General features: G+C 69.4%; 21 protein-coding genes. 11 read left to right on the top strand and 10 right to left on the bottom strand.

Annotation, left to right across the window (positions count from 1 at the left end; translation table 11 throughout):
- Positions 1-9 precede the first annotated feature (9 nt).
- The 6 genes from uvrB to AB0I69_RS31275 all read left to right on the top strand — a co-directional run bounded on the left by uvrB (position 10) and on the right by AB0I69_RS31275 (position 7,796).
- Entirely contained in the window at positions 10-2,139 is a 2,130-nt protein-coding gene (uvrB, locus tag AB0I69_RS31300) for an excinuclease ABC subunit UvrB (RefSeq protein ID WP_363099089.1), read from the top strand.
- A gap of 158 nt (positions 2,140-2,297) precedes the next feature.
- Positions 2,298-2,876: a TerD family protein gene (locus AB0I69_RS31295; RefSeq protein ID WP_363099088.1), complete on the top strand. Its 579-nt coding sequence runs from the start codon at positions 2,298-2,300 to the stop codon at positions 2,874-2,876.
- Positions 2,877-2,927: 51 nt separating this feature from the next.
- On the top strand, positions 2,928-4,952 hold the full coding sequence (locus tag AB0I69_RS31290) for a TerD family protein (protein WP_363099087.1): 2,025 nt from the start codon (positions 2,928-2,930) through the stop codon (positions 4,950-4,952).
- A 234-nt stretch (positions 4,953-5,186) separates the two neighbouring features.
- Positions 5,187-6,188: a TerC/Alx family metal homeostasis membrane protein gene (locus AB0I69_RS31285; RefSeq protein ID WP_363099086.1), complete on the top strand. Its 1,002-nt coding sequence runs from the start codon at positions 5,187-5,189 to the stop codon at positions 6,186-6,188.
- Positions 6,189-6,316: 128 nt separating this feature from the next.
- Positions 6,317-6,631 (top strand): hypothetical protein, encoded by a 315-nt coding sequence (locus AB0I69_RS31280; RefSeq protein ID WP_363099085.1) that lies wholly within the window; start codon positions 6,317-6,319, stop codon positions 6,629-6,631.
- A 61-nt stretch (positions 6,632-6,692) separates the two neighbouring features.
- Complete coding sequence (locus AB0I69_RS31275) at positions 6,693-7,796, top strand: ionic transporter y4hA (protein ID WP_363099084.1); 1,104 nt, start codon at positions 6,693-6,695, stop codon at positions 7,794-7,796.
- Between the two features lie 82 nt (positions 7,797-7,878).
- Here the strand turns inward: AB0I69_RS31275 and AB0I69_RS31270 are convergent, their stop codons facing one another.
- Positions 7,879-9,150 (bottom strand): MFS transporter, encoded by a 1,272-nt coding sequence (locus tag AB0I69_RS31270; RefSeq protein ID WP_363099083.1) that lies wholly within the window; start codon positions 9,148-9,150, stop codon positions 7,879-7,881.
- 173 nt (positions 9,151-9,323) lie between these two features.
- On the opposite strand from AB0I69_RS31270, the gene aroQ reads away from it, so the two are divergent.
- On the top strand, positions 9,324-9,797 hold the full coding sequence (aroQ, locus tag AB0I69_RS31265) for a type II 3-dehydroquinate dehydratase (protein ID WP_362983326.1): 474 nt from the start codon (positions 9,324-9,326) through the stop codon (positions 9,795-9,797).
- Between the two features lie 40 nt (positions 9,798-9,837).
- Here the strand turns inward: aroQ and AB0I69_RS31260 are convergent, their stop codons facing one another.
- From AB0I69_RS31260 to AB0I69_RS31235, 6 genes are all read right to left on the bottom strand, one after another.
- Positions 9,838-10,599, bottom strand: a complete 762-nt coding sequence (locus AB0I69_RS31260; RefSeq protein WP_363099082.1) for an amino acid ABC transporter ATP-binding protein — start codon at positions 10,597-10,599, stop codon at positions 9,838-9,840.
- Positions 10,596-11,513: an amino acid ABC transporter permease gene (locus AB0I69_RS31255; protein WP_363099081.1), complete on the bottom strand. Its 918-nt coding sequence runs from the start codon at positions 11,511-11,513 to the stop codon at positions 10,596-10,598. Before AB0I69_RS31255 ends, AB0I69_RS31260 begins: the two co-directional genes overlap by 4 nt.
- Complete coding sequence (locus AB0I69_RS31250; protein ID WP_363099080.1) at positions 11,510-12,394, bottom strand: ABC transporter substrate-binding protein; 885 nt, start codon at positions 12,392-12,394, stop codon at positions 11,510-11,512. Before AB0I69_RS31250 ends, AB0I69_RS31255 begins: the two co-directional genes overlap by 4 nt.
- 350 nt (positions 12,395-12,744) lie before the next feature.
- On the bottom strand, positions 12,745-13,302 hold the full coding sequence (locus AB0I69_RS31245; protein WP_363099079.1) for a hypothetical protein: 558 nt from the start codon (positions 13,300-13,302) through the stop codon (positions 12,745-12,747).
- Between the two features lie 109 nt (positions 13,303-13,411).
- Positions 13,412-13,972, bottom strand: a complete 561-nt coding sequence (locus AB0I69_RS31240; protein ID WP_363099078.1) for a hypothetical protein — start codon at positions 13,970-13,972, stop codon at positions 13,412-13,414.
- Between the two features lie 200 nt (positions 13,973-14,172).
- A complete protein-coding gene (locus AB0I69_RS31235) occupies positions 14,173-14,829 on the bottom strand; it encodes an MBL fold metallo-hydrolase (protein WP_363099077.1) in 657 nt (218 codons plus the stop codon).
- On the opposite strand from AB0I69_RS31235, the gene AB0I69_RS31230 reads away from it, so the two are divergent.
- A complete protein-coding gene (locus AB0I69_RS31230) occupies positions 14,774-14,896 on the top strand; it encodes an MYXO-CTERM sorting domain-containing protein (RefSeq protein WP_363099076.1) in 123 nt (40 codons plus the stop codon). The two genes, AB0I69_RS31235 and AB0I69_RS31230, sit on opposite strands and share 56 nt — an antisense overlap.
- Before the next feature lie 58 nt (positions 14,897-14,954).
- On the top strand, positions 14,955-15,095 hold the full coding sequence (locus AB0I69_RS31225; protein ID WP_363099075.1) for a hypothetical protein: 141 nt from the start codon (positions 14,955-14,957) through the stop codon (positions 15,093-15,095).
- A 30-nt stretch (positions 15,096-15,125) separates the two neighbouring features.
- Here AB0I69_RS31225 and AB0I69_RS31220 read toward each other — a convergent pair whose 3' ends face one another.
- Positions 15,126-15,812: a maleylpyruvate isomerase family mycothiol-dependent enzyme gene (locus AB0I69_RS31220; protein WP_363099074.1), complete on the bottom strand. Its 687-nt coding sequence runs from the start codon at positions 15,810-15,812 to the stop codon at positions 15,126-15,128.
- Between the two features lie 225 nt (positions 15,813-16,037).
- On the opposite strand from AB0I69_RS31220, the gene uvrA reads away from it, so the two are divergent.
- Positions 16,038-19,016, top strand: coding sequence for an excinuclease ABC subunit UvrA (gene uvrA / locus AB0I69_RS31215; protein ID WP_363099073.1), 2,979 nt, complete (start codon positions 16,038-16,040; stop codon positions 19,014-19,016).
- Positions 19,017-19,088: 72 nt separating this feature from the next.
- Here uvrA and AB0I69_RS31210 read toward each other — a convergent pair whose 3' ends face one another.
- The gene (locus AB0I69_RS31210) at positions 19,089-20,000 is read right to left on the bottom strand and encodes a carbohydrate kinase (protein WP_363099072.1); all 912 of its coding nucleotides are present in this window, start codon (positions 19,998-20,000) and stop codon (positions 19,089-19,091) included.
- Complete coding sequence (locus tag AB0I69_RS31205; protein WP_363099071.1) at positions 19,997-21,046, bottom strand: LacI family DNA-binding transcriptional regulator; 1,050 nt, start codon at positions 21,044-21,046, stop codon at positions 19,997-19,999. Before AB0I69_RS31205 ends, AB0I69_RS31210 begins: the two co-directional genes overlap by 4 nt.
- Before the next feature lie 214 nt (positions 21,047-21,260).
- On the opposite strand from AB0I69_RS31205, the gene AB0I69_RS31200 reads away from it, so the two are divergent.
- A complete protein-coding gene (locus AB0I69_RS31200) occupies positions 21,261-21,680 on the top strand; it encodes a Rieske 2Fe-2S domain-containing protein (RefSeq protein ID WP_363099070.1) in 420 nt (139 codons plus the stop codon).
- The last annotated feature ends 10 nt before the right edge of the window (positions 21,681-21,690 follow it).

Here is a 21,690-nt window from a genome sequence, read left to right as displayed (position 1 = left end):
GTTGGTTCCATGCGGCCCGTTTCTCACATCGAACGCACGGTGGCGCCTTTCGAGGTCGTCAGTTCCTACCAGCCCAGCGGCGACCAGCCGGCGGCCATCGCCGAGCTGGCCCGGCGCGTCGAGGCAGGTGAGAAGGACGTCGTCCTGCTGGGCGCGACCGGCACCGGCAAGTCCGCCACCACCGCGTGGATGATCGAGAAGCTCCAGCGCCCCACCCTCGTGATGGCGCCCAACAAGACCCTGGCCGCCCAGCTGGCCAACGAGTTCCGCGAGCTCCTGCCGAACAACGCCGTCGAGTACTTCGTCTCGTACTACGACTACTACCAGCCCGAGGCCTACGTCCCGCAGTCGGACACCTACATCGAGAAGGACTCCTCGGTCAACGAGGAGGTCGAGCGGCTGCGCCACTCCGCGACCAACTCACTGCTCACCCGCCGCGATGTCATCGTGGTCGCCTCGGTCTCCTGCATCTATGGCCTCGGTACTCCGCAGGAGTACGTGGACCGCATGGTCCCCCTCAAGGTCGGCGACGAGATCGACCGCGACCAGCTGCTCCGCCGCTTCGTGGACATCCAGTACACGCGCAACGACGTGGCCTTCAGCCGCGGCACCTTCCGCGTCCGCGGCGACACCATCGAGATCTTCCCGGTCTACGAGGAACTGGCCGTCCGCATCGAGATGTTCGGCGACGAGATCGAGGCCCTCTCCACCCTCCACCCGCTCACCGGCGAGATCATCAGCGAGGACGAGCACCTCTACGTCTTCCCCGCCTCCCACTACATCGCGGGCCCCGAGCGCATGGAGCGGGCCGTCAACGACATCGAGAAGGAACTCGGCGAGCGGCTGGCCGAGATGGAGAAGCAGGGCAAGCTCCTGGAGGCCCAGCGCCTGAGGATGCGGACGACGTACGACCTGGAGATGCTCCGCCAGATCGGCTCCTGCTCGGGCGTGGAGAACTACTCGATGCACTTCGACGGCCGCGAGCCCGGCTCCGCGCCGAACACCCTGATCGACTACTTCCCGGAAGACTTCCTGCTCGTCATCGACGAGTCGCACAACACGGTCCCGCAGATCGGTGCCATGTACGAGGGCGACGCCTCCCGCAAGCGCACCCTCGTCGACCACGGCTTCCGACTGCCCTCCGCCCTGGACAACCGCCCCCTGAAGTGGGAGGAGTTCCAGAAGCGCATCGGACAGACGGTCTACCTGTCGGCGACCCCCGGCAAGTACGAGCTCTCGCGCGCGGACGGCGCCGTCGAGCAGATCATCCGCCCCACCGGCCTCATCGACCCCGAGGTCGTCGTCAAGCCCACCGAGGGCCAGATCGACGACCTGGTGCACGAGATCCGCAAGCGCACCGAGAAGGACGAGCGCGTCCTGGTCACCACGCTCACCAAGAAGATGGCCGAGGACCTCACCGATTACTTCCTCGAACTCGGCATCCAGGTCCGCTACTTGCACAGCGACGTCGACACCCTGCGCCGCATCGAGCTGCTGCGCGAGCTGCGCTCCGGCGAGTTCGACGTCCTAGTGGGCATCAACCTCCTCCGTGAGGGCCTCGACCTGCCCGAGGTCTCCCTGGTGGCCATCCTGGACGCCGACAAGGAGGGCTTCCTGCGCTCCGGCACCTCCCTGATCCAGACCATCGGCCGCGCGGCGCGCAACGTCTCCGGACAGGTCCACATGTACGCCGACCGGATCACCCCGGCGATGGAGAAGGCCATCGAGGAGACCAACCGCCGCCGGGAGAAGCAGGTCGCGTACAACACGGAGCGCGGCATCGACCCCCAGCCGCTCCGCAAGAAGATCAACGACATCGTCGCGCAGATCGCCCGCGAGGACGTCGACACGGAGCAGCTGCTCGGCTCGGGCTACCGCAAGGCCAAGGACGGCAAGGGCGCCAAGGCCCCCGTGCCCGCGCTCGGCGGCAAGGCCGCCAAGGCGGCCAGGGGCAAGGCCAAGGACACGGTGCCGACCGACCGTCCCGCGGCCGAACTCGCCGAGCAGATCGACGAGATGACGCAGCGCATGCGCGCCGCCGCCGCCGATCTTCAGTTCGAGGTCGCGGCCCGGCTGCGCGACGAGGTCCACGAGATGAAGAAGGAACTGCGGCAGATGAAGGAGGGAGGCCTGGCCTGACCCCCTCGGGGGACCCCCGGACCTCGGCATACGCGCTCTGTGTTGCAAGACCGACACAAAGTAGGAACCGGGGTTCGGCACTGTCAGTGCCGCTGCGTAGGGTTCTGGACATCCGCGGATTCCGCGGCAACAGGGGACAGTTCGAGAGGGGAACAGCCGTGACGGTCAACATGACCAAGGGTCAGGCCATCAGTCTGCAGAAGAACGACGGGGCCAGCCTGACCGCGGTGCGCATGGGCCTCGGCTGGCAAGCGGCTCCCCGGCGCGGCCTGTTCGGCTCCCGCACCCGGGAGATCGACCTCGATGCCTCCGCCGTGCTGTTCGCGGACAAGCAGCCGGTCGACGTCGTGTTCTTCCGCCACTTGGTGAGCGACGACGGCTCCGTGCGCCACACCGGCGACAACCTCGTCGGCGGTGTCGGCCAGGGCGGGGACGACGAGGCCATCCTCGTCGACCTCGCGCGCGTGCCGGTCCACATCGACCAGATCGTCTTCACCGTGAACTCCTTCACGGGCCAGACCTTCCAGGAAGTGCAGAACGCGTTCTGCCGCCTGGTCGACGAGACCAACGGCCAGGAGCTGGCCCGCTACACACTGGCCGGCGGCGGCCAGTACACGGCCCAGATCATGGCGAAGGTGCACCGCACCGGCTCGGGCTGGACGCTGACGGCCCTCGGCACGCCGACCAACGGCCGTACCTTCCAGGACCTGATGCCGGCAATCCTGCCGCACCTGTAGGACGGCCCGGCGCACACGACCACGACACGGCTGAGCAGGGGGACGAGAGCGATGGCAGCCGAGCTGGTGCGAGGGCAGAACCACCCGCTCTCCCAAGTGCACCTGGAGATCCGGGTCGCGGCAGACAAGCCGGTCGTGGCCGCCGCCACCCTTGGTGACGACCACGGCAGGATCCACGGCGTCGAGTGGGTGGCCCACCCGGGCACACCCACCCTGCCCGGCCTGGAGGTCTCCAAGCAGGCCGCCGCCAACCACCGCCTCGCGGTGGACCTGGGCGCCATGCCGGAGGCCGTGCACCGCGTCAGCGTGCTGCTCGCGCTGCCCCTCGGCGCCGACGGCCCCACCCGCTTCGGCGCCGTCGCCGCACCCTTCGTCGCGGTCACCGGCCTCGACGGCACCGAGGTCGCCAGCTACACGATCACCGGCCTGGACGCCGAATCGGCTGTCGTGGCCCTGGAGTTGTACCGCAGACAGGGCGCCTGGAAGGTGCGCGCCGTCGGCCAGGGATACGCGGGCGGCCTCGCCGAACTCCTCACCGACCAGGGCCTGCCCCAGGCCCACCAACTCGCGGGCGGCATCAACGAAGCGGTGGCCCAGGGACTCGCCCGCTCCGTGGCAGCACCTCCGCCGCGCACCACGGACGGCGACCGTTCGCGCCAGGCGGCCACACCGGGCGTCGGCCCCGAGGGGAGCGGCCCCGCGACACAGGGCGCCTCCGGTGCCGTAGCACCGCAGCCGACGTCTCCGTACGGCGCACAGGGCGCCCCGGGTGACGTAGGGCCGCAGTCCGGGTACCCCGGTTCCGCCGCGCCTGCCGACCACTCCGCCACCTCCCAGCCCGCCGCCCCCGCCACCGGCGGCCCGATCGACTACAGCCACCCGCGCCGGCATGCCGGGGCGCCCCCGCAGCCCGCGCCGACCGTGCCCCCGGCTCCGCCCGGACAGCCGGCGCAGCCCGTTGCCGGTGACGCGACCGGGTGGTCGATGGAGGAGCGGCTCTACAACCAGGTGTGGGGCATGTTCGAGGACCTGGCCCGCACCATGGCCGCGTACCGCAGCGCGGTCGACTTCGCCGACTCGCGTATGGAGAAGGAGCTCGACCAGGCGCTGTCCGACCCGCGCAGCCGGATCGGCGGTCAGGGCGACGCGGCCCGCGAGGCGGCCCAGGCCAAGCACGCCCAACTCGTCGACCAGGCACGGGCGGCCCTCGACCGGGACCTCGCCCAGCTGGCCGCCGAGTCCGAGGTGGTCGAACCCGCGCTTCCGCTCGCGTTCGCCGGCTGGGACAACCCCGTCTGGCACGGCTACCGCGTCCCGATGGAGATCCCCATGGCCCTGCGCCTCGGCGATCTCCACCTCCCGGAGAGCCCCGAGCTGCGCATCCCGATGCTGGTCCGGCTGCCGTTGGAGCGCGGCCTGTGGATCGACAGCGGCGCGGAGTCCCTCGACGGCTCGTTCGCCGACTCCCACGAGCTGCGGCGCCTCGCGCTGGACACGGCAGTGGCACACGCGGCCCGGCTGCTCGCCGTCTACCCGGCGGGCGAGTTCGCCGTGCACGTCATCGACCCGGCCGGTTCGGCGGCGCAGGCGCTGGTCCCGCTGGTCCACACGGGCGTGCTCGCGGCGCCGCCCGCCGTGGGCGCCGCCGGGGTGACGGACGTCCTGACCCGGCTCACCCAGCGGGTGGACCTGGTGCAGATGGCGGTGCGCGGCGGTGCCGCCGACTCGCTGCCGCCCGGTCTCGACACGGCCGAGCAACTGCTGATCGTGAACGACTTCCCGCACGGTTTCGACGACCGGGCCGTGACCCAGCTGCGCTACCTCGCGGACGAGGGACCGGCCGTCGGCGTCCATCTGATGATGGTCGCGGACCGTGAGGACGCCGCGGGCTACGGCCCGTTGCTCGACCCCCTCTGGCGTTCGCTGATGCGACTCACCCCGCTGCCCGACGACCACCTCGCCGACCCCTGGGTCGGACACGCCTGGACGTACGAGCCCTCACTCGTGCCGCCCGGCAGCCAGGTGGTGCGGCAGGTGTTGACCGAGGTCGCGACGGCTCGCACCAAGTACAGGTAAAGGGCTCCCACCAGCAACTTTATCCTTTCTTTGGTAATCGCTTTACCTTTCCTTGGTGATTGGGGTAGGCTTTTCCGTACGGAGGGGAGTACTCCCTATCTGCTGCGGCGTACCCGTCAATACGGATCAGGCCAGATCCCGGGGCGTCGGCCCTGGGCGCCCGTCCAAGGTGGAAGAGACCTCCGGTAGCGACGACGCTGACCATTTGCCGTTAATACCGCCGGAGGAGCAGTAGTGGATGTTTCCGTGACCCTGTGGGTCCTGACCATCGTGGGGCTGGCCGCCCTCATCGCCGTCGACTTCTTCATCGGCCGCAAGCCGCATGACGTGTCGATCAAGGAAGCCGGGATCTGGACGGTCGTCTGGATCGCCCTGGCCGGACTCTTCGGACTCGGTCTGATCCTCTTCGGGGACGGCCAGGCCGGTGGGGAGTTCTTCGCCGGCTTCATCACCGAGAAGTCCCTGAGCGTCGACAACCTCTTCGTCTTCGTCCTGATCATGGCGAAGTTCGCCGTGCCCTCGCAGTACCAACAGCGGGTGCTGCTCGTCGGCGTCCTCATAGCCCTGGTCCTGCGGGCCATCTTCATCGCCGCCGGCGCGGCCATCCTCGCCAGCTTCGCGTGGGTCTTCTACATCTTCGGCGCCTTCCTCATCTGGACCGCCTGGAAGCTCATCCAGGAGGCCCGGGCCGACGAGGAGGACGAGGAGTTCGAGGAGAACAAGCTCCTCAAGGCCGCCGAGCGCCGCTTCGGCGTGGCCGACCGGTACCACGGCACCAAGCTGTGGATCCAGGAGAACGGCAAGCGGGTCATGACCCCGATGCTGGTCGTGATGCTCGCCATCGGTACGACGGACGTGCTGTTCGCCCTCGACTCCATCCCCGCGATCTTCGGCCTCACCCAGGACCCGTACATCGTGTTCACGGCCAACGCGTTCGCACTGATGGGCCTCAGGCAGCTGTACTTCCTCATCGGCGGCCTGCTGAAGAAGCTGGTCCACCTCAGCTACGGCCTGTCGGTCATCCTCGGCTTCATCGGCGTCAAGCTGGTGCTGCACGCTCTGCACGAGTCCGGCGTCCACGTCCCGGAGATCTCCATCCCGGTCTCGCTGGGTGTGATCTGCGCGGTCCTGATCGTCACCACCATCACCAGTCTGATGGCCAACAAGAAGCAGGCGGCGGCCGAGGCGGCGCAGACGGGGACCGAAGGCGCTCCGAAGGACAGCATCGACGCCTGACCACGTCGGACGTAGGAACAACGATCGCCGGGAGCACCGCACGATGAATTGCCGACCACCGCTCCCGGTGCTTCGTTGGATACCGAGCGCGCCCGGCCCGGGAGCGCCACGGCCGGGTGGAGGCATCCATGGACGCATCGATGAAATTCGTGCAGATCGTCGACTTCGAGACCGACCGCTTCGACGAGATGCAGGCAGTGGCCGAGGAGGCGGACAAGCGCATGGCCGGCCGCGCCGGCGGGCCGACCCACCGCCTCGTCCTGCGCGACCGGAACAAGCCGGGACACGTCCTCGTCGTGATCGAGTTCGACTCGTACGAGGACGCCATGAGCAACAGCAACGACCCCGAGACCGGCAAATTCGCCCAGCAGATGGCCGCGTTGTGTACCAGGCCGCCGTCCTTCACCGACTGCGACGTACTGGACATGACCGAGTTCAAGTAGCGCGGGACGGGCCCCGCAGTGCCGGAATGCGGGGCCCGTACGCCTCTGCGAGGATCGCTTCATGATCACTCGGCTCAGGTCGCTCACCACCCGGTGGACGACCCTCGTACCGGTGCTCGCAGCCGTCCTCCTCGTCTTCACCTGGGGGCGGAAGGACCTGCCCGCAGTGGTCGTCGCCCTGGTGACCCTGGTCCTCGCCGGCGCGGTGCTGGCCGCGGTGCACCACGCCGAGGTCATCGCCCATCGCGTCGGCGAACCCTTCGGCTCCCTGGTCCTCGCCGTCGCCGTCACGATCATCGAGGTCGCCCTGATCGTCACCCTGATGGCCGACGGCGGCGACAAGAGCTCCACCCTCGCCAGAGACACCGTCTTCGCCGCCGTCATGATCACCTGCAACGGCATCGTCGGCCTGGTCCTCATCGTCGCCTCGCTGCGCCACGGCACGGCGGTCTTCAACCCCGAGGGCACCGGCGCCGCCCTCGCCACCGTGGCGACCCTGGCCACGCTCAGCCTGGTCCTGCCGACCTTCACCACCAGCAAGCCGGGCCCGGAGTTCTCCGGCGCCCAGCTCACCTTCGCCGCGCTCTCCTCACTCGCCCTGTACGGCCTCTTCGTGGCCACGCAGACCGTGCGGCACCGCGACTACTTCCTGCCGGTCTCCCGGCAGGGCGAGGCGATCACCAAGGACCACCACGCGGACGCGCCGTCCGCCCGCACCGCCCTGGTCAGCCTGGGCCTGCTGGGCCTCGCCCTGATCGGCGTGGTCGGGCTGGCCAAGGGCGTCTCGCCGACCATCGAGTCCGGCGTCGAGGCCGCCGGGCTGCACCACGCCGTCGTCGGCGTGATCATCGCGCTGCTCGTGCTGCTCCCCGAGACCATCGCCGCCCTGCGCTCCGCCCGCCGCGACCGGGTGCAGACCAGCCTCAACCTCGCGCTCGGCTCGGCGATGGCCAGCATCGGCCTCACCATCCCCGCCGTCGCCCTCGCGTCCATCTGGCTCTCCGGCCCGCTCGTCCTCGGCCTCGGCTCCACGCACATGGTGCTGCTCGCCCTGACGATCGTGGTGAGTTCGCTGACGGTGGTACCGGGCAGGGCCACACCGCTCCAGGGCGGAGTCCATCTGGTGCTGTTCGCGGCGTACTTGGAGCTGGCGATCAATCCGTAGCGCGCGGAGCTCCGTGCGCGAGGCACTCCGGCCGGCACGTAAAGGCTTGCGCAAGCGTTTACGTCCGCTGCTGCACAAGCCCTCACCCGGTGGCCGGCTCCACGGCCGCCACCCGCACCGGCAGGGTCTCCGGCAGCAGCACGAAGCAGCCCAGGCTGAACAGGGCGACTCCCGTGAGATAGGCGCCCACGCCCCAGGGGACACGCCCGCCGTGTTCCGCGAGCGCCGTCGCCACGATCGGGGTGAGCGCGCCACCGAGGACCCCGCCGAGGTTGTAGCCCACGGCGGCACCCGTGCAGCGCACCCGCGGCTCGTACAACTCCGGCAGATAGGCGCCGACCACCGCGAACATCGTCACGAACGCGAGCAGCGCCCCGAGGAATCCGAGGAACATCAGCAGCGGCGCACCCGTGGCGAGCAGCGCGACCATCGGGAACATCCACAGCACGGCGGCCGTGCACCCCAGCAGACAGAGCGGCCGGCGCCCGTAGCGGTCGCTCAGCAGCGCCACCAGCGGGGTCAGCGAACCCTTCACCACCACGGCGGCCATGATGCAGGTCAGCATGACGCTACGGCCGACCCCGAGCCGTTCGGTGCCGTAGGCGAGGGACCACGTCGTCACCGCGTAGAAGATCGCGTACCCCACGGACAGCGCTCCGGCGGTCAGCAGGACCAGCCGCCAGTGCTCGCGCACGACTTCGGCGAGCGGCACGCGCGCGTGGTCGTCGATTTCGAGGAACCGGGGGCTCTCGACGAGCGACGAACGCAGCCACAGCCCGCCCAGGGCCAGCGCCCCGGCCGCCCAGAACGGCACCCGCCAGCCCCACTGCGCGAACTGCGCGTCGGTCAGGGTCGTCGACAGCGCCAGCATCACGCCGTTGGCCAGCAGGAACCCCACCGCCGGCCCGACCTGCGGAAAGCTCGACCACAGCCCGCGCCGCCCGGCGGGCGCGTGTTCAGCGGTCAGGAGCACTGCCCCGCCCCACTCCCCGCCGAGCCCCAGCCCCTGCAGAAAACGCAGCACCAGAAGGAGCACGGGAGCGGCCACCCCGATCGAGCCGTACGACGGCACGCAGCCGACCGCGACCGTCGAGGCACCGGTCAGCAGCAGCGAGGCGACGAGGACCGGCCGCCGTCCACGCCGGTCCCCGAAGTGCCCGAACAGCGCCGAACCCAGCGGTCGTGCCACGAAGCCCACACCGAACGTCCCGAAGGCGGCCAGCGTCCCCGCCACCGGCGAGAACGTCGGGAAGAACAGGGGGCCGAGGACCAGGGCCGCAGCCGTGCCGTAGACGAAGAAGTCGTAGAACTCGATCGCGGTCCCGGCGAGCGAGGCGGCCGCGAGTCGCAGCATAGAAGGGGGCCTTACGGTGCGTACATCGTGCATGCCGCGTCAACTACCCACAGTGAGCAACGGTTACGGGGGCGCGCGGAGGTGCGGAGGGGTCGTGATAGACCGGGTCCGAGCAGCGGCCGTCGACCGGCGGCCCCGCCTCGAACGACAAGTCCGAACGGACCGGAGGAACCGTGCCCCGCACCCTGGCCAACGCCCCGATCATGATCCTCAACGGCCCCAACCTGAACCTCCTGGGCCAGCGCCAGCCGGAGATCTACGGCTCCGACACACTCGCCGACGTGGAGGCCCTGTGCGTCAAGGCAGCGGCCGGACACGGCGGCACGGTGGACTTCCGGCAGTCCAACCACGAGGGCGAACTGGTCGACTGGATCCACGAGGCGCGGCTGAACCACTGCGGCATCGTGATCAACCCGGGGGCGTACTCGCACACCTCCGTCGCCATCCTGGATGCCCTCAACACCTGTGACGGGCTACCGGTGTTGGAGGTCCACATCTCCAACATCCACCAGCGCGAGTCGTTCCGGCACCACTCGTACGTCTCGCTGCGCGCCGACGGTGTCATCGCGGGCTGCGGTGTGCAGGGGTACGTCTTCGGTGTGGAGCGCGTCGCCGCGCTGGCGGGCGCGGGGAAGGCCGACGCTTAAGGCGCAGGGCGGTAAGCACCGGCCTCCTGGCGTACGCCCCTTACAGGCGGCCCGCCTCCACGATCCGTCGCAGGAAGCGCTGTGTGCGCTCCTGCTGCGGGTCGCCGAAGATCTGCTGGGCGGTGCCGCGCTCCAGGACGACGCCTCCGTCCAGGAAACAGACCTGGTCGGCGACGTCCCGGGCGAAGCCCATCTCGTGCGTGGCCAGCACCATGGTCATGCCCTCGTCCTTCAAGTCCCGGACCACGGCGAGCACTTCACCGACCAGCTCGGGGTCGAGCGCGGCGGTGATCTCGTCGAAGAGCAGCAGCCGCGGACGTACGGCCAGGGCGCGCACGATCGCCACCCGCTGCTGCTGACCGCCGCTCAGCCGGTCCGGGTAGGCGCCCGCCTTGTCCCCGAGCCCGAGCCGCTCCAGCAGCTCACGCGCGTGTGCCTCGGCCTCCGCGCGGGACGCGCCGTGCACCCTGCGCGGGGCCAGGGTGATGTTCTCCAGGACCGTCATGTGCGGGAACAGGTTGTAGGCCTGGAACACCACGCCGATACGGCGCCGTATCGCGTCCTGGTCGACGCGCGGATCGGTGATCTCCTCGTCGTCCAGCCAGATGGCACCGTCGTCGATGTCCTCCAGGAGGTTCGCGCACCGCAGCAGCGTCGACTTGCCGGAGCCGGAGGCGCCGATCAGCGCGGTCACCGTGTGCTGCGGGACCTCCAGGTCGACGTCCCGCAGGACGACGGACGTGCCGAAGGTCTTGCGGACGGACTCCATGCGCAGCACGGGAGAGGTGTTGTCGTCGCTCATGTCGTGCCTCCCTGGGCCCGCTGCTTGTCCATCCGCGCGGTCACCCAGTCCGTGAAGCGGGTCATCGGGATGGTCAGCGCCACGAAGACGAGCCCCGCGACGATGTACGGCGTGTAGTTCAGAGCGCGCTGCGCGATGATGTCGGACGCGCGCACGGCGTCGATCGCGCCGCCGATCGACACGAGCCCGGTGTCCTTCTGGAGGGACACCAGATCGTTCAACAAGGGCGGCACCTGTCGGCGTACGGCCTGGGGGAGCACCACGTGCCGTAGCGCCTGCCGGTTGCTCAGGCCCAGCGAGCGGGCCGCGGCGCGCTGCGAGGGGTGCACGGACTCGATGCCCGCGCGGAACACCTCGGCGACGTACGCCGAGTACGTCAGCGTCAGCGCCGCACCGCCCAGCCATACGGGGTCGACGGTCACGCCCTGGAGGCGCAGCGCGGGCACTCCGAAGACCACGATCATCAGGTTGATGATCAGCGGCAGCCCGCGGAAGAAGTCCGTGTACGCGGCCGCCAGCACCCGCAGGGGGAAGAACACCGGCCCGCGCAGGGTGCGTGCGATGGCGATCAGCATGCCCAGGACGAGCACCAGCACGCCGCAGATCAGCAGCAGCCGGACGTTGAGCCACAGACCTTCGAGGACCTTGGGGAACGCCTCGCGCGCGTAGTGCCCGTCGAAGAACGTCTCCTTGGTGCGCTGCCAGCCCGGCGCGCTGACCACGACGACGTACAGGACGACGGCCGTGACCAGGGTCGACACCGCGGCGATCGCGGTCGCGCGACGGGCACGCGTGCGCTTGTGACGCTCGCGGTCCAGGCGCCGCTGCGAGGGGACGTACGCGTCGCCCCCGCCGGGCATGTCGCCCTTGTCGTCCGCGGCCTCCCGGCCCGACTCGTCCTTCACCACGGTCACTTGAGGACCGGGGCGTCGACGGCGTCGGACAGCCACTGCTTCTCCAGCGCCGCCAGGGTGCCGTCCTTGCGGAGGGCGTCCACGGCCGACGTCACGCACGACGTGAGGTCGCTGCCCTTGTCGAGGACGAGCCCGAACTGCTCGGGCGTGCCGCCCTGGTTCTCGAACTGGCCGACGATCTTGGCGTTGGTGACCTCGGCCGAGGTGATGTAGAAGGCGGTCGGCAGGTCGACGACGATCGCGTCGACCTGGCCGTTCTTGAGCGCGGAGACGGCCTGGTCGTTCTTGGAGAACGCGGCCTCCTGCTGTGTCGGCTTCACCACGTCGCTGATGTAGTTCAGGCTCGTGGTGCCGACCTGGGCGCCCAGCTTGAGGCCCTTGAGACCCGCGATGCTCGTCGCCTTGGCGGCCTTGCTGCCCTTGAGTGCGATGACGGCCTGACGCACGTCGTAGTAGCCGGACGAGAAGTCGACGGCCTTCTTGCGCTCGGTGCTGATGGACACCTGGTTGATGTCGAAGTCGAAGGTCTTCACGCCGGGCGCGAAGGCCTTGTTGAAGGGGACGCTCTGCCAGACGACGGCACTCTTGTCGTAGCCGAGCTGCTTCGCCACGGCGTACGCCACCGCCGACTCGAAGCCCTTGCCGTTGGCGGGCTTGTCGTCCTCGAACCACGGCTCGTACGCCGGCTCGTCCGTGGCGATCGTCAGCTTGCCGGAGGTCTGGGTGGCCAACTTGCCCTTGGCGCAGGTGGTCGCGGTCGACCCGGAGGCCTGGTCGGAGGCCTTCTCCTCCGGCTGCGGAGCACAGCCGACGGCGGTGGCGAGCAGGGCTACGGTTGCGGCGGATGTCGCGCGGCGCAGTACGCGAGGGGCAAGGTGCATGGCGGGAGAGTGACAGTCGGACGTCCTGATTGTCCAGGTCACAGCCCCGATTGTCCGCATAGTGGGAACACTTGTTGCGCTCTTGTGAACGACACCTGTGCGGTGCCGATTCCGGCCCGCTCGCCGGGGCCGCCGGTCGAGGGCGGGGAACGATGGACCGGCGGCCCATCCGCGCAGGAGCCGTCGTCCTGAGCGGGGCTGTTTCCAGTTGACCGCGCAACCACGTGAGCCGGGAGCGCGCGTGGGACACCGGCGCGTGCGAAGGATTCACACGGGGTGCGTGCGCGGAGGCTGTGCGGGGCGCACGGAAAGTGGTTCACGCCGGGAGCGTGCTCTGTACCCGTGGCGTCTCATCCCCCCTGAACCGAGACGTCCGTGAAGTCCACTGACACCTCCGTGCTTGCCGAGGCAGTACTGATCACGGACGGCGTGTAGTTCAGGCTCGTCTGATCCGACAGTTCGGCCGTCGCGATGACCGGGCCGGACTCGTCGCCGTGGATCTCGTAGGTGATCTCGTACACGGCGTCCGGGTCGATGCCCTCGCTGTCACCCAGAAAGGTCAGGTCCGGCTCGACCGTCACGTTGCAGCCCGCCGCCCCGAAGCACTGCCGACCGGTGGTCTTCAGTCCGATCGTGAAACTGCCGGCGTCGACCTCGGCGTACGTCGGTGCCGGATCCGGCGTCTCGGTGGAGACGGCGTCCGCGTCATGGGCGGTCGACGTGGCGGTGGCGGCCGGTTTGCTGTCGTGGTTGCCGGACCGCACGACCACGGCGCCGGTGGCCACGACGGCGGCGATGACGGCCACGGCCGAGGCGATGATGACGAGATTGGTGCGGGGCCTCTTCACCGGTGGCGCCGGGTCGTTCGGTGGTGGTGGCAGCGGTGGCAGCGGTGGCATTGGCGGCATTGCTGACATGCTGGTTTCGGTCATGGCCCCCCAGCGGTAGTCGTTCCGTTCGTGTTCGGGCGCCGGGGGGATGGCCTGCAGCTTCCCCCGCCCGCGTCTGCCGAACCGGCTACGACCAGCCCCCAGTGAAGTTGCTGCTCAGCTGCGCGTTGCAGATGTTGTAGCCGCCGGACGCGTGGCCCTTCTTCGTCTTCCCGTCCACGGTGACCGAGCAGTTGATGTCCCCGGCGCCCTGGAGCTGTGCGTTCACGTTGTAGTACATGGCGTCCTTGTCGAGGGTCAGCGTTGCCTCGAACCTGCCGTCCCTGAACGTGCCCTTACGGGTGTCCGAATCGGAGCCGTAGCCGATGTCGAGACCGCCGAGGGCGCCGGCGGGGGCGGTGCCCCACACTTTGAAGACGACCTTGCCGTCGGTCGCGTCCTTCGTGGCGTCCTTCTTTGAGTCTGCGGCGGCCTTGTCGGAGCTCTTGCCGGTGGGCGCCGTGCTCTTCGAGTTGCTGGTGCCGCCTCCCATGACGGCGGCGGCGATGGCGATGACGACGAACAAGCCGACAATGCCCAGGCAACCGAAACCGACGATCTTTCCGACGGAGCGCTTCTTCGGAGGCTGCGACTGGAACGGGGGCTGTCCGTAAGGCTGTTGTGGCGGGTAGGGCGGTTGATTGCTCATGGGTCCCCCTGAGGTCCTCGCTGATTGGATGCGAGATATGTGACTTGTCAGGGAGGTGTCTGGTTGCCGCCTATCGGGGGATTCACCCGGACGTGTTGAAGGTGTGAAAGTGGAAGACCTTCGGGCAGGCCCTGCTGTGCTGCTCCAACACCAAAGCGGGGCCGACCCATTTCAGGACGGCCCCAGCAAGGTTCAACAGATCACCAGCCGCGAGCTCTCCACTCCGGCAGGTGCGGACGCTCCGCGCCCAGTGTCGTGTCGTTGCCGTGGCCCGGGTAGACCCAGGTCTCGTCCGGGAGTGCGTCGAAGATCTTCGTCTCGACGTCGTGGATCAGGCTGGCGAACGCCTCGGGGTCCTTGCGGGTGTTGCCCACGCCGCCCGGGAACAGGCAGTCCCCGGTGAACACATGAGGGTGCCCGTGCGGGTCGTCGTAGACGAGCGCGATCGAACCCGGCGTATGACCCACGAGGTGACGCGCCGTCAACTCGACCTGCCCCACCCGGATCGTGTCGCCGTCGTCGACCAGGACGTCGGTCGATACGGGGATGCCGTCGGCGTCCTCGCGGCCCGCGTACGTACGCGCGCGCGTGGCCGTCACGACCTCGGCGAGCGCCTGCCAGTGGTCGCCGTGCTGGTGGGTGGTGACGACGGACGCGATGCCGTCGTCACCGATCGTGCCGAGCAGGGTCTCCGCGTCGTTGGCCGCGTCGATCAGCAACTGCTCGTCCGTGGCCCGGCAGCGCAGCAGATAGGCGTTGTTGTTCATGGGCCCGACCGCGATCTTGGTGATCATCAGGTCCGTGAGTTCGTGCACATCCGCCGGTCCACCGACCGTCACCTCGCCGCTGTACGTCATGGTGGTCAGCCTAGTGCGTTCGCGGAGACGTCCCGAAGGGACTGGCGCTCTTCGGACGTTCGGGTGATCGGGCGCGGGACCGTGATGCCTTGCCCGTCGTGGTGACTGAAGCCGATCATTCGCCCATGAGAACGGAAGTGCGTGCGCTCGTCGCCTGCTTCGGCCCGGACGACTGCTACGGCGTCGCCTGGACGCTGCTCCACCTCATCGAGACCGGCCCGAACCCCGCACCCACCACCGAACCCGCACCCGACGCCAACGAGTGACACCGGAGGCTCTACGAAAGGGCTGGGGGTCTATAGCGGGGGAAGCGTCGGCAAGGAGCCGCCGTCGACCGTCAGACCGGACCCGTCACGGCGCCCGCAGAGCCAGCCGAGCAGATCGACGAGGCTTCCGGTGACGGTGATTTCGGGCTTCTCGGCCGCACGACCCGTGCTCCACGCGTGCGTGCCGTCCGTCAGGTGCGTCGACGGCACATCAGGGTGCCCGTCGAACCGCTCGACCAGGAAGTCGGTCTCCCGCTGGGTGAACTCCTCCGGCAGATCCTCCAGTTCGTATCCGATCCCCATGTCCACGTGATGCAACTCGACCTCGGCCCAGCGCCGGAACGGGATCTGGGACGCGGAGTCGACGACCCCGTTGCGCAGCTCCACGGTGCGTGACCAGTCCGCGGGAGCGGCACCCGCGTCCTGGAAGCGGGCCCCGCTCTCGCGCACGTCGGTGAGCTGGACGTCCAGGGGGCGAGGGGCGTCGCGCTCGATGTCGGCGTCGCGGACGCTCGCCGTCGCGTACATGGGGCGCCCCTCCAGGACGTTCACGAGGGCGTCCGCGTTCCGGGCGAGGTGGGCGAGGACGTGGCCGCGGCTCCAGCCGGGAAGCCGTGACGGCTCGGCCACGGAAGCGTTGTCCAGTCCGGCGGCAGCGGTGAGCACTCGCTCGGTCGCATCACGTACAGAGGCCAGGTCATGAGCGTGATCAATCATGCTGCTGACCCTAGCGCCGCCACACCTTTGGGTGAAGGTGGTGAAGCAGTGCCGTAAATCGAATGCACGTGCTATATCGTCGGGTGCGGCGTCGGGCATGCTGGAAGGCCGGAGGTTGTTATGCCTCGGCCGGGATTCCGACCGGCGTTGTCAGTGGCTCCCCCTAGTCTGAGAACGACGGGGGCCCCGCCCCTGTCACTTCTCTCAAGAAAGGTGCGGACCGGCGTGGCCGACCGTCTCATCGTCCGTGGCGCGCGCGAGCACAATCTGAAGAATGTCTCGCTCGACCTTCCACGCGACTCGCTCATCGTTTTCACGGGCCTGTCCGGGTCGGGCAAGTCCTCCCTGGCCTTCGACACGATCTTCGCCGAGGGCCAGCGGCGCTACGTGGAATCGCTCTCCTCGTACGCCCGCCAGTTCCTCGGCCAGATGGACAAGCCGGACGTCGACTTCATCGAGGGTCTCTCCCCGGCCGTCTCCATCGACCAGAAGTCGACCTCGCGCAACCCGCGCTCGACGGTCGGCACCATCACCGAGGTCTACGACTACCTGCGCCTGCTCTTCGCGCGCATCGGCAAGCCGCACTGCCCCGAATGCGGCCGGCCCATCTCGCGCCAGTCGCCGCAGGCCGTTGTCGACAAGGTCCTGGCGCTGCCCGAGGGAAGCCGCTTCCAGGTCCTGTCGCCGCTGGTGCGCGAGCGCAAGGGCGAGTTCGTCGACCTGTTCGCGGACCTCCAGACCAAGGGCTACAGCCGCGCGCGCGTGGACGGCGAGACCATCCAGCTCTCCGAGCCGCCCGTCCTGAAGAAGCAGGAGAAGCACACCATCGAGGTGGTCATCGACCGCCTCACGGTGAAGGACTCCGCCAAGCGCCGCCTCACCGACTCCGTGGAGACCGCCCTCGGGTTGTCCGGCGGCATGATCGTGCTCGACTTCGTCGACCTCCCCGAGGACGACCCCGAGCGCGAGCGCATGTTCTCGGAGCACCTGTACTGCCCGTACGACGACCTGTCCTTCGAGGAGCTGGAGCCCCGCTCCTTCTCCTTCAACTCGCCCTTCGGCGCCTGCCCCGAGTGCTCCGGCATCGGCACGCGCATGGAGGTCGACGCCGAGCTGATCGTCCCGGACGAGGACAAGTCCCTCGACGAGGGCGCCATCCACCCGTGGTCGCACGGCCACACCAAGGACTACTTCGGCCGTCTCGTCGGCGCCCTCGCGGACGCGCTGGGCTTCCGCACCGACATCCCCTTCGCGGGTCTCCCGCAGCGCGCCAAGAAGGCCCTGCTGTACGGCCACAAGACGCAGATCGAGGTCCGGTACCGGAACCGGTACGGCCGCGAGCGGGTCTACACGACGCCCTTCGAAGGCGCCGTCCCCTTCGTGAAGCGGCGGCACGGCGAGGCGGAGAGCGACGCCAGCCGCGAGCGCTTCGAGGGCTACATGCGCGAAGTGCCCTGCCCGACCTGTCACGGCACGCGCCTGAAGCCCGTCGTCCTCGCGGTCACGATCATGGACAAGTCGATCGCCGAGATCTCCGGGATGTCCATCAGCGACTGCGCGGAGTTCCTGGGCGGGATGAAGCTCGACGCCCGCGACAAGAAGATCGCCGAGCGCGTGCTGAAGGAGTGCAACGAGAGGCTGCGGTTCCTGGTCGACGTCGGCCTCGACTACCTCTCGCTGAACCGCGCGGCCGGCACCCTCTCCGGCGGCGAGGCCCAGCGCATCCGCCTGGCCACCCAGATCGGCTCCGGACTCGTAGGCGTCCTGTACGTCCTCGACGAGCCGTCCATCGGCCTGCACCAGCGGGACAACCACCGGTTGATCGAGACCCTGGTCCGGCTGCGCGACATGGGCAACACGCTCATCGTCGTCGAGCACGACGAGGACACCATCAAGGTGGCCGACTGGATCGTCGACATCGGTCCCGGCGCGGGCGAGCACGGCGGCAGGGTCGTCCACAGCGGCTCCCTGAAGGAGCTGCTGGCCAACGACGAGTCGATGACCGGGCAGTACCTGTCCGGCAAGAGGGCCATCCCGCTGCCCGACATCCGGCGCCCGCTCGATCCCTCCCGCCGGCTCACGGTGCACGGCGCCCGGGAGAACAACCTCCAGGACATCGACGTCTCGTTCCCCCTGGGCGTGTTCACCGCGGTCACCGGCGTCTCCGGCTCCGGCAAGTCGACCCTGGTCAACGACATCCTGTACACGCACCTGGCCCGCGAGCTGAACGGCGCGAGGAACGTGCCGGGGCGGCACACGCGCGTGGACGGCGACGATCTCGTCGACAAGGTCGTGCACGTCGACCAGTCGCCGATCGGCCGCACCCCGCGCTCCAACCCGGCGACGTACACCGGTGTCTTCGACCACGTCCGCAAGCTGTTCGCGGAGACGACCGAGGCGAAGGTGCGGGGCTATCTGCCCGGCCGTTTCTCCTTCAACGTCAAGGGCGGTCGCTGCGAGAACTGCGCGGGCGACGGCACCATCAAGATCGAGATGAACTTCCTGCCGGACGTGTACGTCCCGTGCGAGGTGTGCCACGGCGCCCGCTACAACCGGGAGACGCTGGACGTCCACTACAAGGGCAAGTCCATCGCCGACGTCCTGAACATGCCGATCGAGGAGGCCACGGAGTTCTTCGAGGCGGTCCCCGGGATCGCCCGCCACCTCAACACCCTCAAGGACGTCGGCCTCGGCTACGTCCGGCTCGGCCAGTCCGCGACCACCCTGTCCGGAGGTGAGGCGCAGCGCGTCAAGCTCGCCAGCGAGCTGCAGCGCCGTTCCACCGGCCGTACGGTCTACGTCCTGGACGAGCCGACCACCGGTCTGCACTTCGAGGACATCAGCAAGCTCCTCACGGTGCTCGGCGGCCTGGTCGACAAGGGCAACACGGTCATCGTCATCGAGCACAACCTCGACGTGATCAAGGTCGCCGACTGGGTCGTCGACATGGGCCCCGAGGGCGGTGCGGGCGGCGGTCTGGTCATCGCGGAGGGCACTCCGGAGCAGGTCGCCGCGGTGGGGGCCAGCCACACCGGCAAGTTCCTGCGCGAGATCCTCGACGCCGACCGGATCAGCGACGGGGCGCCGGTGAAGGCCCCGCGCAAGGTCGCCGCCAAGAAGACGGTGGCGGTCGCGGCGAAGAAGTCCGTGCCGGCCAAGAAGGCCACGCCCGCGAAGAAGACGACGCGAGCCCGCAAGGCCTGACCGGCAGCGAGAACGCGCGTGTGGCGCCCCGCGGGAACTTCCCCGCAGGGCGCCACACGCGCTCAACAGCCTCTACAGACCGCCCAGTTCAGAGGCATACGGCGGCTCCGCCCCCGCCCGTGAACACGTGATCGCCGCCGCCCGTGCCGCGAACCGCAGCAGCTGGGTCCAGCCGTCGCGGCCCAGACCGGCCAGCCCCTCCGGAGAGAGCGCGTCCCGGGCGGACAGACCGTGCAGCAGCGCCGCGTTGACGGTGTCGCCGGCGCCGATCGTGTCCACGACGTCGACCTTCGCGCCCGGAATCGGGTACACCGTGCCGTCCTGGGTGTACGCGGCGAGGCCGTCGCCACCATGGGTGATCACGACCGCCGAGGGACCGGCGTCCAGCCACTCGCGCGGGGTGCCGCCCAGCCACAGCGCGTCCTCCTCGGACAGCTTGAGGAGGGACACGTACGGCAGCCAGCTCTTGAAGCGCGCCCGGTAGGCGTCCGCGTCGGGGATCAGGCCGGCCCGGATGTTCGGGTCGAGCAGGGTGAATACGCCCTGCCCGGACGCGGTCCGCATCAACTCCTCGTAGGCGCTCGCGCCCGGCTCCAGGACGAGCGAGCAGGTGCCGAAGGACACGGCCTCGGTCTCGGCGGGCAGCGCCGCGGGCACCGCGAAGAGCCGGTCGGCGGTGCCGTCGACGTAGAAGGAGTACGTGGCCGAGCCGTTCGCGTCGAGCGTGGCGACCGCGAGGGTCGTCGGCTCCTGGCCGCGCTGCACGTCCAGGACGTCCACCTCGGCCCGCCGCAGCCCGTCGAGGAGGGCCTCGCCGAACGCGTCGTAGGAGACGCGGGAGCAGAAGGCGGTGGGGGAGCCGAGGCGGCCGAGGGCGACGGCGGTGTTGTAGGGGCCGCCGCCGAGCGCCGGCTTCAGGGCGGCGAGGGCTCCCGTGCCCTGCGGCACCAGGTCGATCAGGGCCTCACCGGCTACGACGATCACGAGATGTTTCCCTTCGGGGACTGTTCGGACTGGTCGGGGCAGCCGCAGGACGTGCGGTGGACGAAGGCGCAGGGCAGCCGCAGGACGCGGGCGGGCCGGTCCGGCGAGGCGAGCCGGTCCAGCAGCAGCCGTACGGCCTGGGCCCCGATTTCCTTGCTGGGCTGGGCGATTGCGGTGAGCCGGGGCTCGAACAGGTCGGCCCAGGCGAAGTCGTCGAAGCAGCACAGCGCGAGGTCAGCGGGGACGGACAGCCCGCGCGCCCGCAGCGTGCGCAGGGTGCCGATGGTCATCGCGTTGTTGGCGGTCACCAGGGCCGTGGGTGGGGCGGCGAGGGACAGCAGGGTCGCGGTGGCGCGCTCGGCGGGGGCCGACTCGGAGTCGCCGTGCACCAACAGCCGTTCGTCGTAAGGGAGTCCGGCGGCGGCGAGGCCGTATCGGTATCCGGCGATCCGCTCGCCGGTGGTGCTGAGCCCGGGCAGGCCCGCGACCATGCCGATACGGCGGTGGCCGAGTCCGGCGAGGTGCGTGACGAGGTGGGCCGTCGGTTCGGCGTTCTCGGCGCACACCTGGTCGAAGGGGGACGCGTCGTCCGAGGGTGCCTCGACCACCCGGTCCAGGAACACCGTCGGTACGGAGTGCCGGCCGAGGTAGGCGACGAGGGCGTCCGGGACCGCCGACGGCGCGACGATCATGCCGTCCACCCGGCGCTCGTGCAGGAGTTGGACGACCTTGCGCTCGTGCTCCGGGTCGTCGTGCGGATCGGCGATGAGCAGGCTGTAGCCCTGTTCCAGGGCGCCGGCCTCGACGCCCTGGAGGATCTCCGTGAAGTACGGGTTGCTGATCGCCGAGACCGCGAGGCCGATCGAGCGGGTGCGGGACGTCACCAAAGAGCGGGCGAGGGTGTTGGGCGTGTAGTTCAGTTCCTCGATCGCGGTCAGCACGGCCTGCCGGGTGTCGGGCAGCACCGGACGGGTGTCGTTCAGCACGTGCGAGACGGTCGCGACGGACACACCGGCGCTGCGTGCGACGTCGACCATGGTGGCCATCGCGGGTTCCCTCCCCGAGGTGCGGCGGGCCTTCTGGGCGGGAACGTATCCCATTCGCCGCCCGACGTAAACGCTTGCGCAAACGTTTACGTACCGTGAGCGCCCGTTCGGCGAACCCACCTCAAAGCGGGCGGAACCGCGCGGGTATCGTCGCCCTGAACCGACCTCTGAACAGCCTGAATGGCCTGGACAGCGCGAACAACTGGAGCCCCCCATGCCCGGCCGCCCCGCCCCGAGCCGTCGTACCGTCCTGCGCGGAGCGGCCCTCGCACCCGTCGCAGGGCTCGGACTCACCGCCTGCTCCGGCGGCTCAGGGGCCGCCGCGACGCTGACCGCGCCCGTGGAACTCGGTGCGGAGAGCGAGGTCGCCAAGGGCGGCGCCAAGCTGTACCGCGATCAGAACGTGGTCGTCAGCCGGGCTGCGAACGGCATCCTCAAGGCGTACAGCACGATCTGCACGCACGCGCAGTGCCCCATCAACAAGTTGGACGGCACGACCCTCATCTGCCCGTGCCACGGCAGCCAGTTCGACGCCATGACCGGCAAGGTGGTGCAGTCCCCGGCCACCGAGCCGTTGCAGGAGCTGAAGGTGACGGCCGGGAACGGGAAGATTGTCGCGGGGCCGGGAGCCTGATCGCCGGGGC

Origin of the sequence: Streptomyces sp. NPDC050508 (assembly GCF_040655155.1) — a bacterium.
Taxonomy (GTDB): Bacteria; Actinomycetota; Actinomycetes; order Streptomycetales; family Streptomycetaceae; genus Streptomyces.
This window is presented reverse-complemented; position numbering and strand designations above follow the sequence as displayed.

Coding starts and splice junctions, on each gene's coding strand:
- uvrB (WP_363099089.1), top strand. CDS start 10: ATGCGGCCCGTTTCTCACATCGAACGCACGGTGGCGCCTTTCGAGGTC.
- AB0I69_RS31290 (WP_363099087.1), top strand. CDS start 2,928: ATGGCAGCCGAGCTGGTGCGAGGGCAGAACCACCCGCTCTCCCAAGTG.
- AB0I69_RS31280 (WP_363099085.1), top strand. CDS start 6,317: ATGGACGCATCGATGAAATTCGTGCAGATCGTCGACTTCGAGACCGAC.
- AB0I69_RS31275 (WP_363099084.1), top strand. CDS start 6,693: ATGATCACTCGGCTCAGGTCGCTCACCACCCGGTGGACGACCCTCGTA.
- AB0I69_RS31270 (WP_363099083.1), bottom strand. CDS start 9,150: ATGCTGCGACTCGCGGCCGCCTCGCTCGCCGGGACCGCGATCGAGTTC.
- AB0I69_RS31260 (WP_363099082.1), bottom strand. CDS start 10,599: ATGAGCGACGACAACACCTCTCCCGTGCTGCGCATGGAGTCCGTCCGC.
- AB0I69_RS31250 (WP_363099080.1), bottom strand. CDS start 12,394: ATGCACCTTGCCCCTCGCGTACTGCGCCGCGCGACATCCGCCGCAACC.
- AB0I69_RS31245 (WP_363099079.1), bottom strand. CDS start 13,302: ATGCCGCCAATGCCACCGCTGCCACCGCTGCCACCACCACCGAACGAC.
- AB0I69_RS31240 (WP_363099078.1), bottom strand. CDS start 13,972: ATGAGCAATCAACCGCCCTACCCGCCACAACAGCCTTACGGACAGCCC.
- AB0I69_RS31235 (WP_363099077.1), bottom strand. CDS start 14,829: ATGACGTACAGCGGCGAGGTGACGGTCGGTGGACCGGCGGATGTGCAC.
- AB0I69_RS31225 (WP_363099075.1), top strand. CDS start 14,955: ATGAGAACGGAAGTGCGTGCGCTCGTCGCCTGCTTCGGCCCGGACGAC.
- AB0I69_RS31220 (WP_363099074.1), bottom strand. CDS start 15,812: ATGATTGATCACGCTCATGACCTGGCCTCTGTACGTGATGCGACCGAG.
- AB0I69_RS31205 (WP_363099071.1), bottom strand. CDS start 21,046: ATGGCCACCATGGTCGACGTCGCACGCAGCGCCGGTGTGTCCGTCGCG.
- AB0I69_RS31200 (WP_363099070.1), top strand. CDS start 21,261: ATGCCCGGCCGCCCCGCCCCGAGCCGTCGTACCGTCCTGCGCGGAGCG.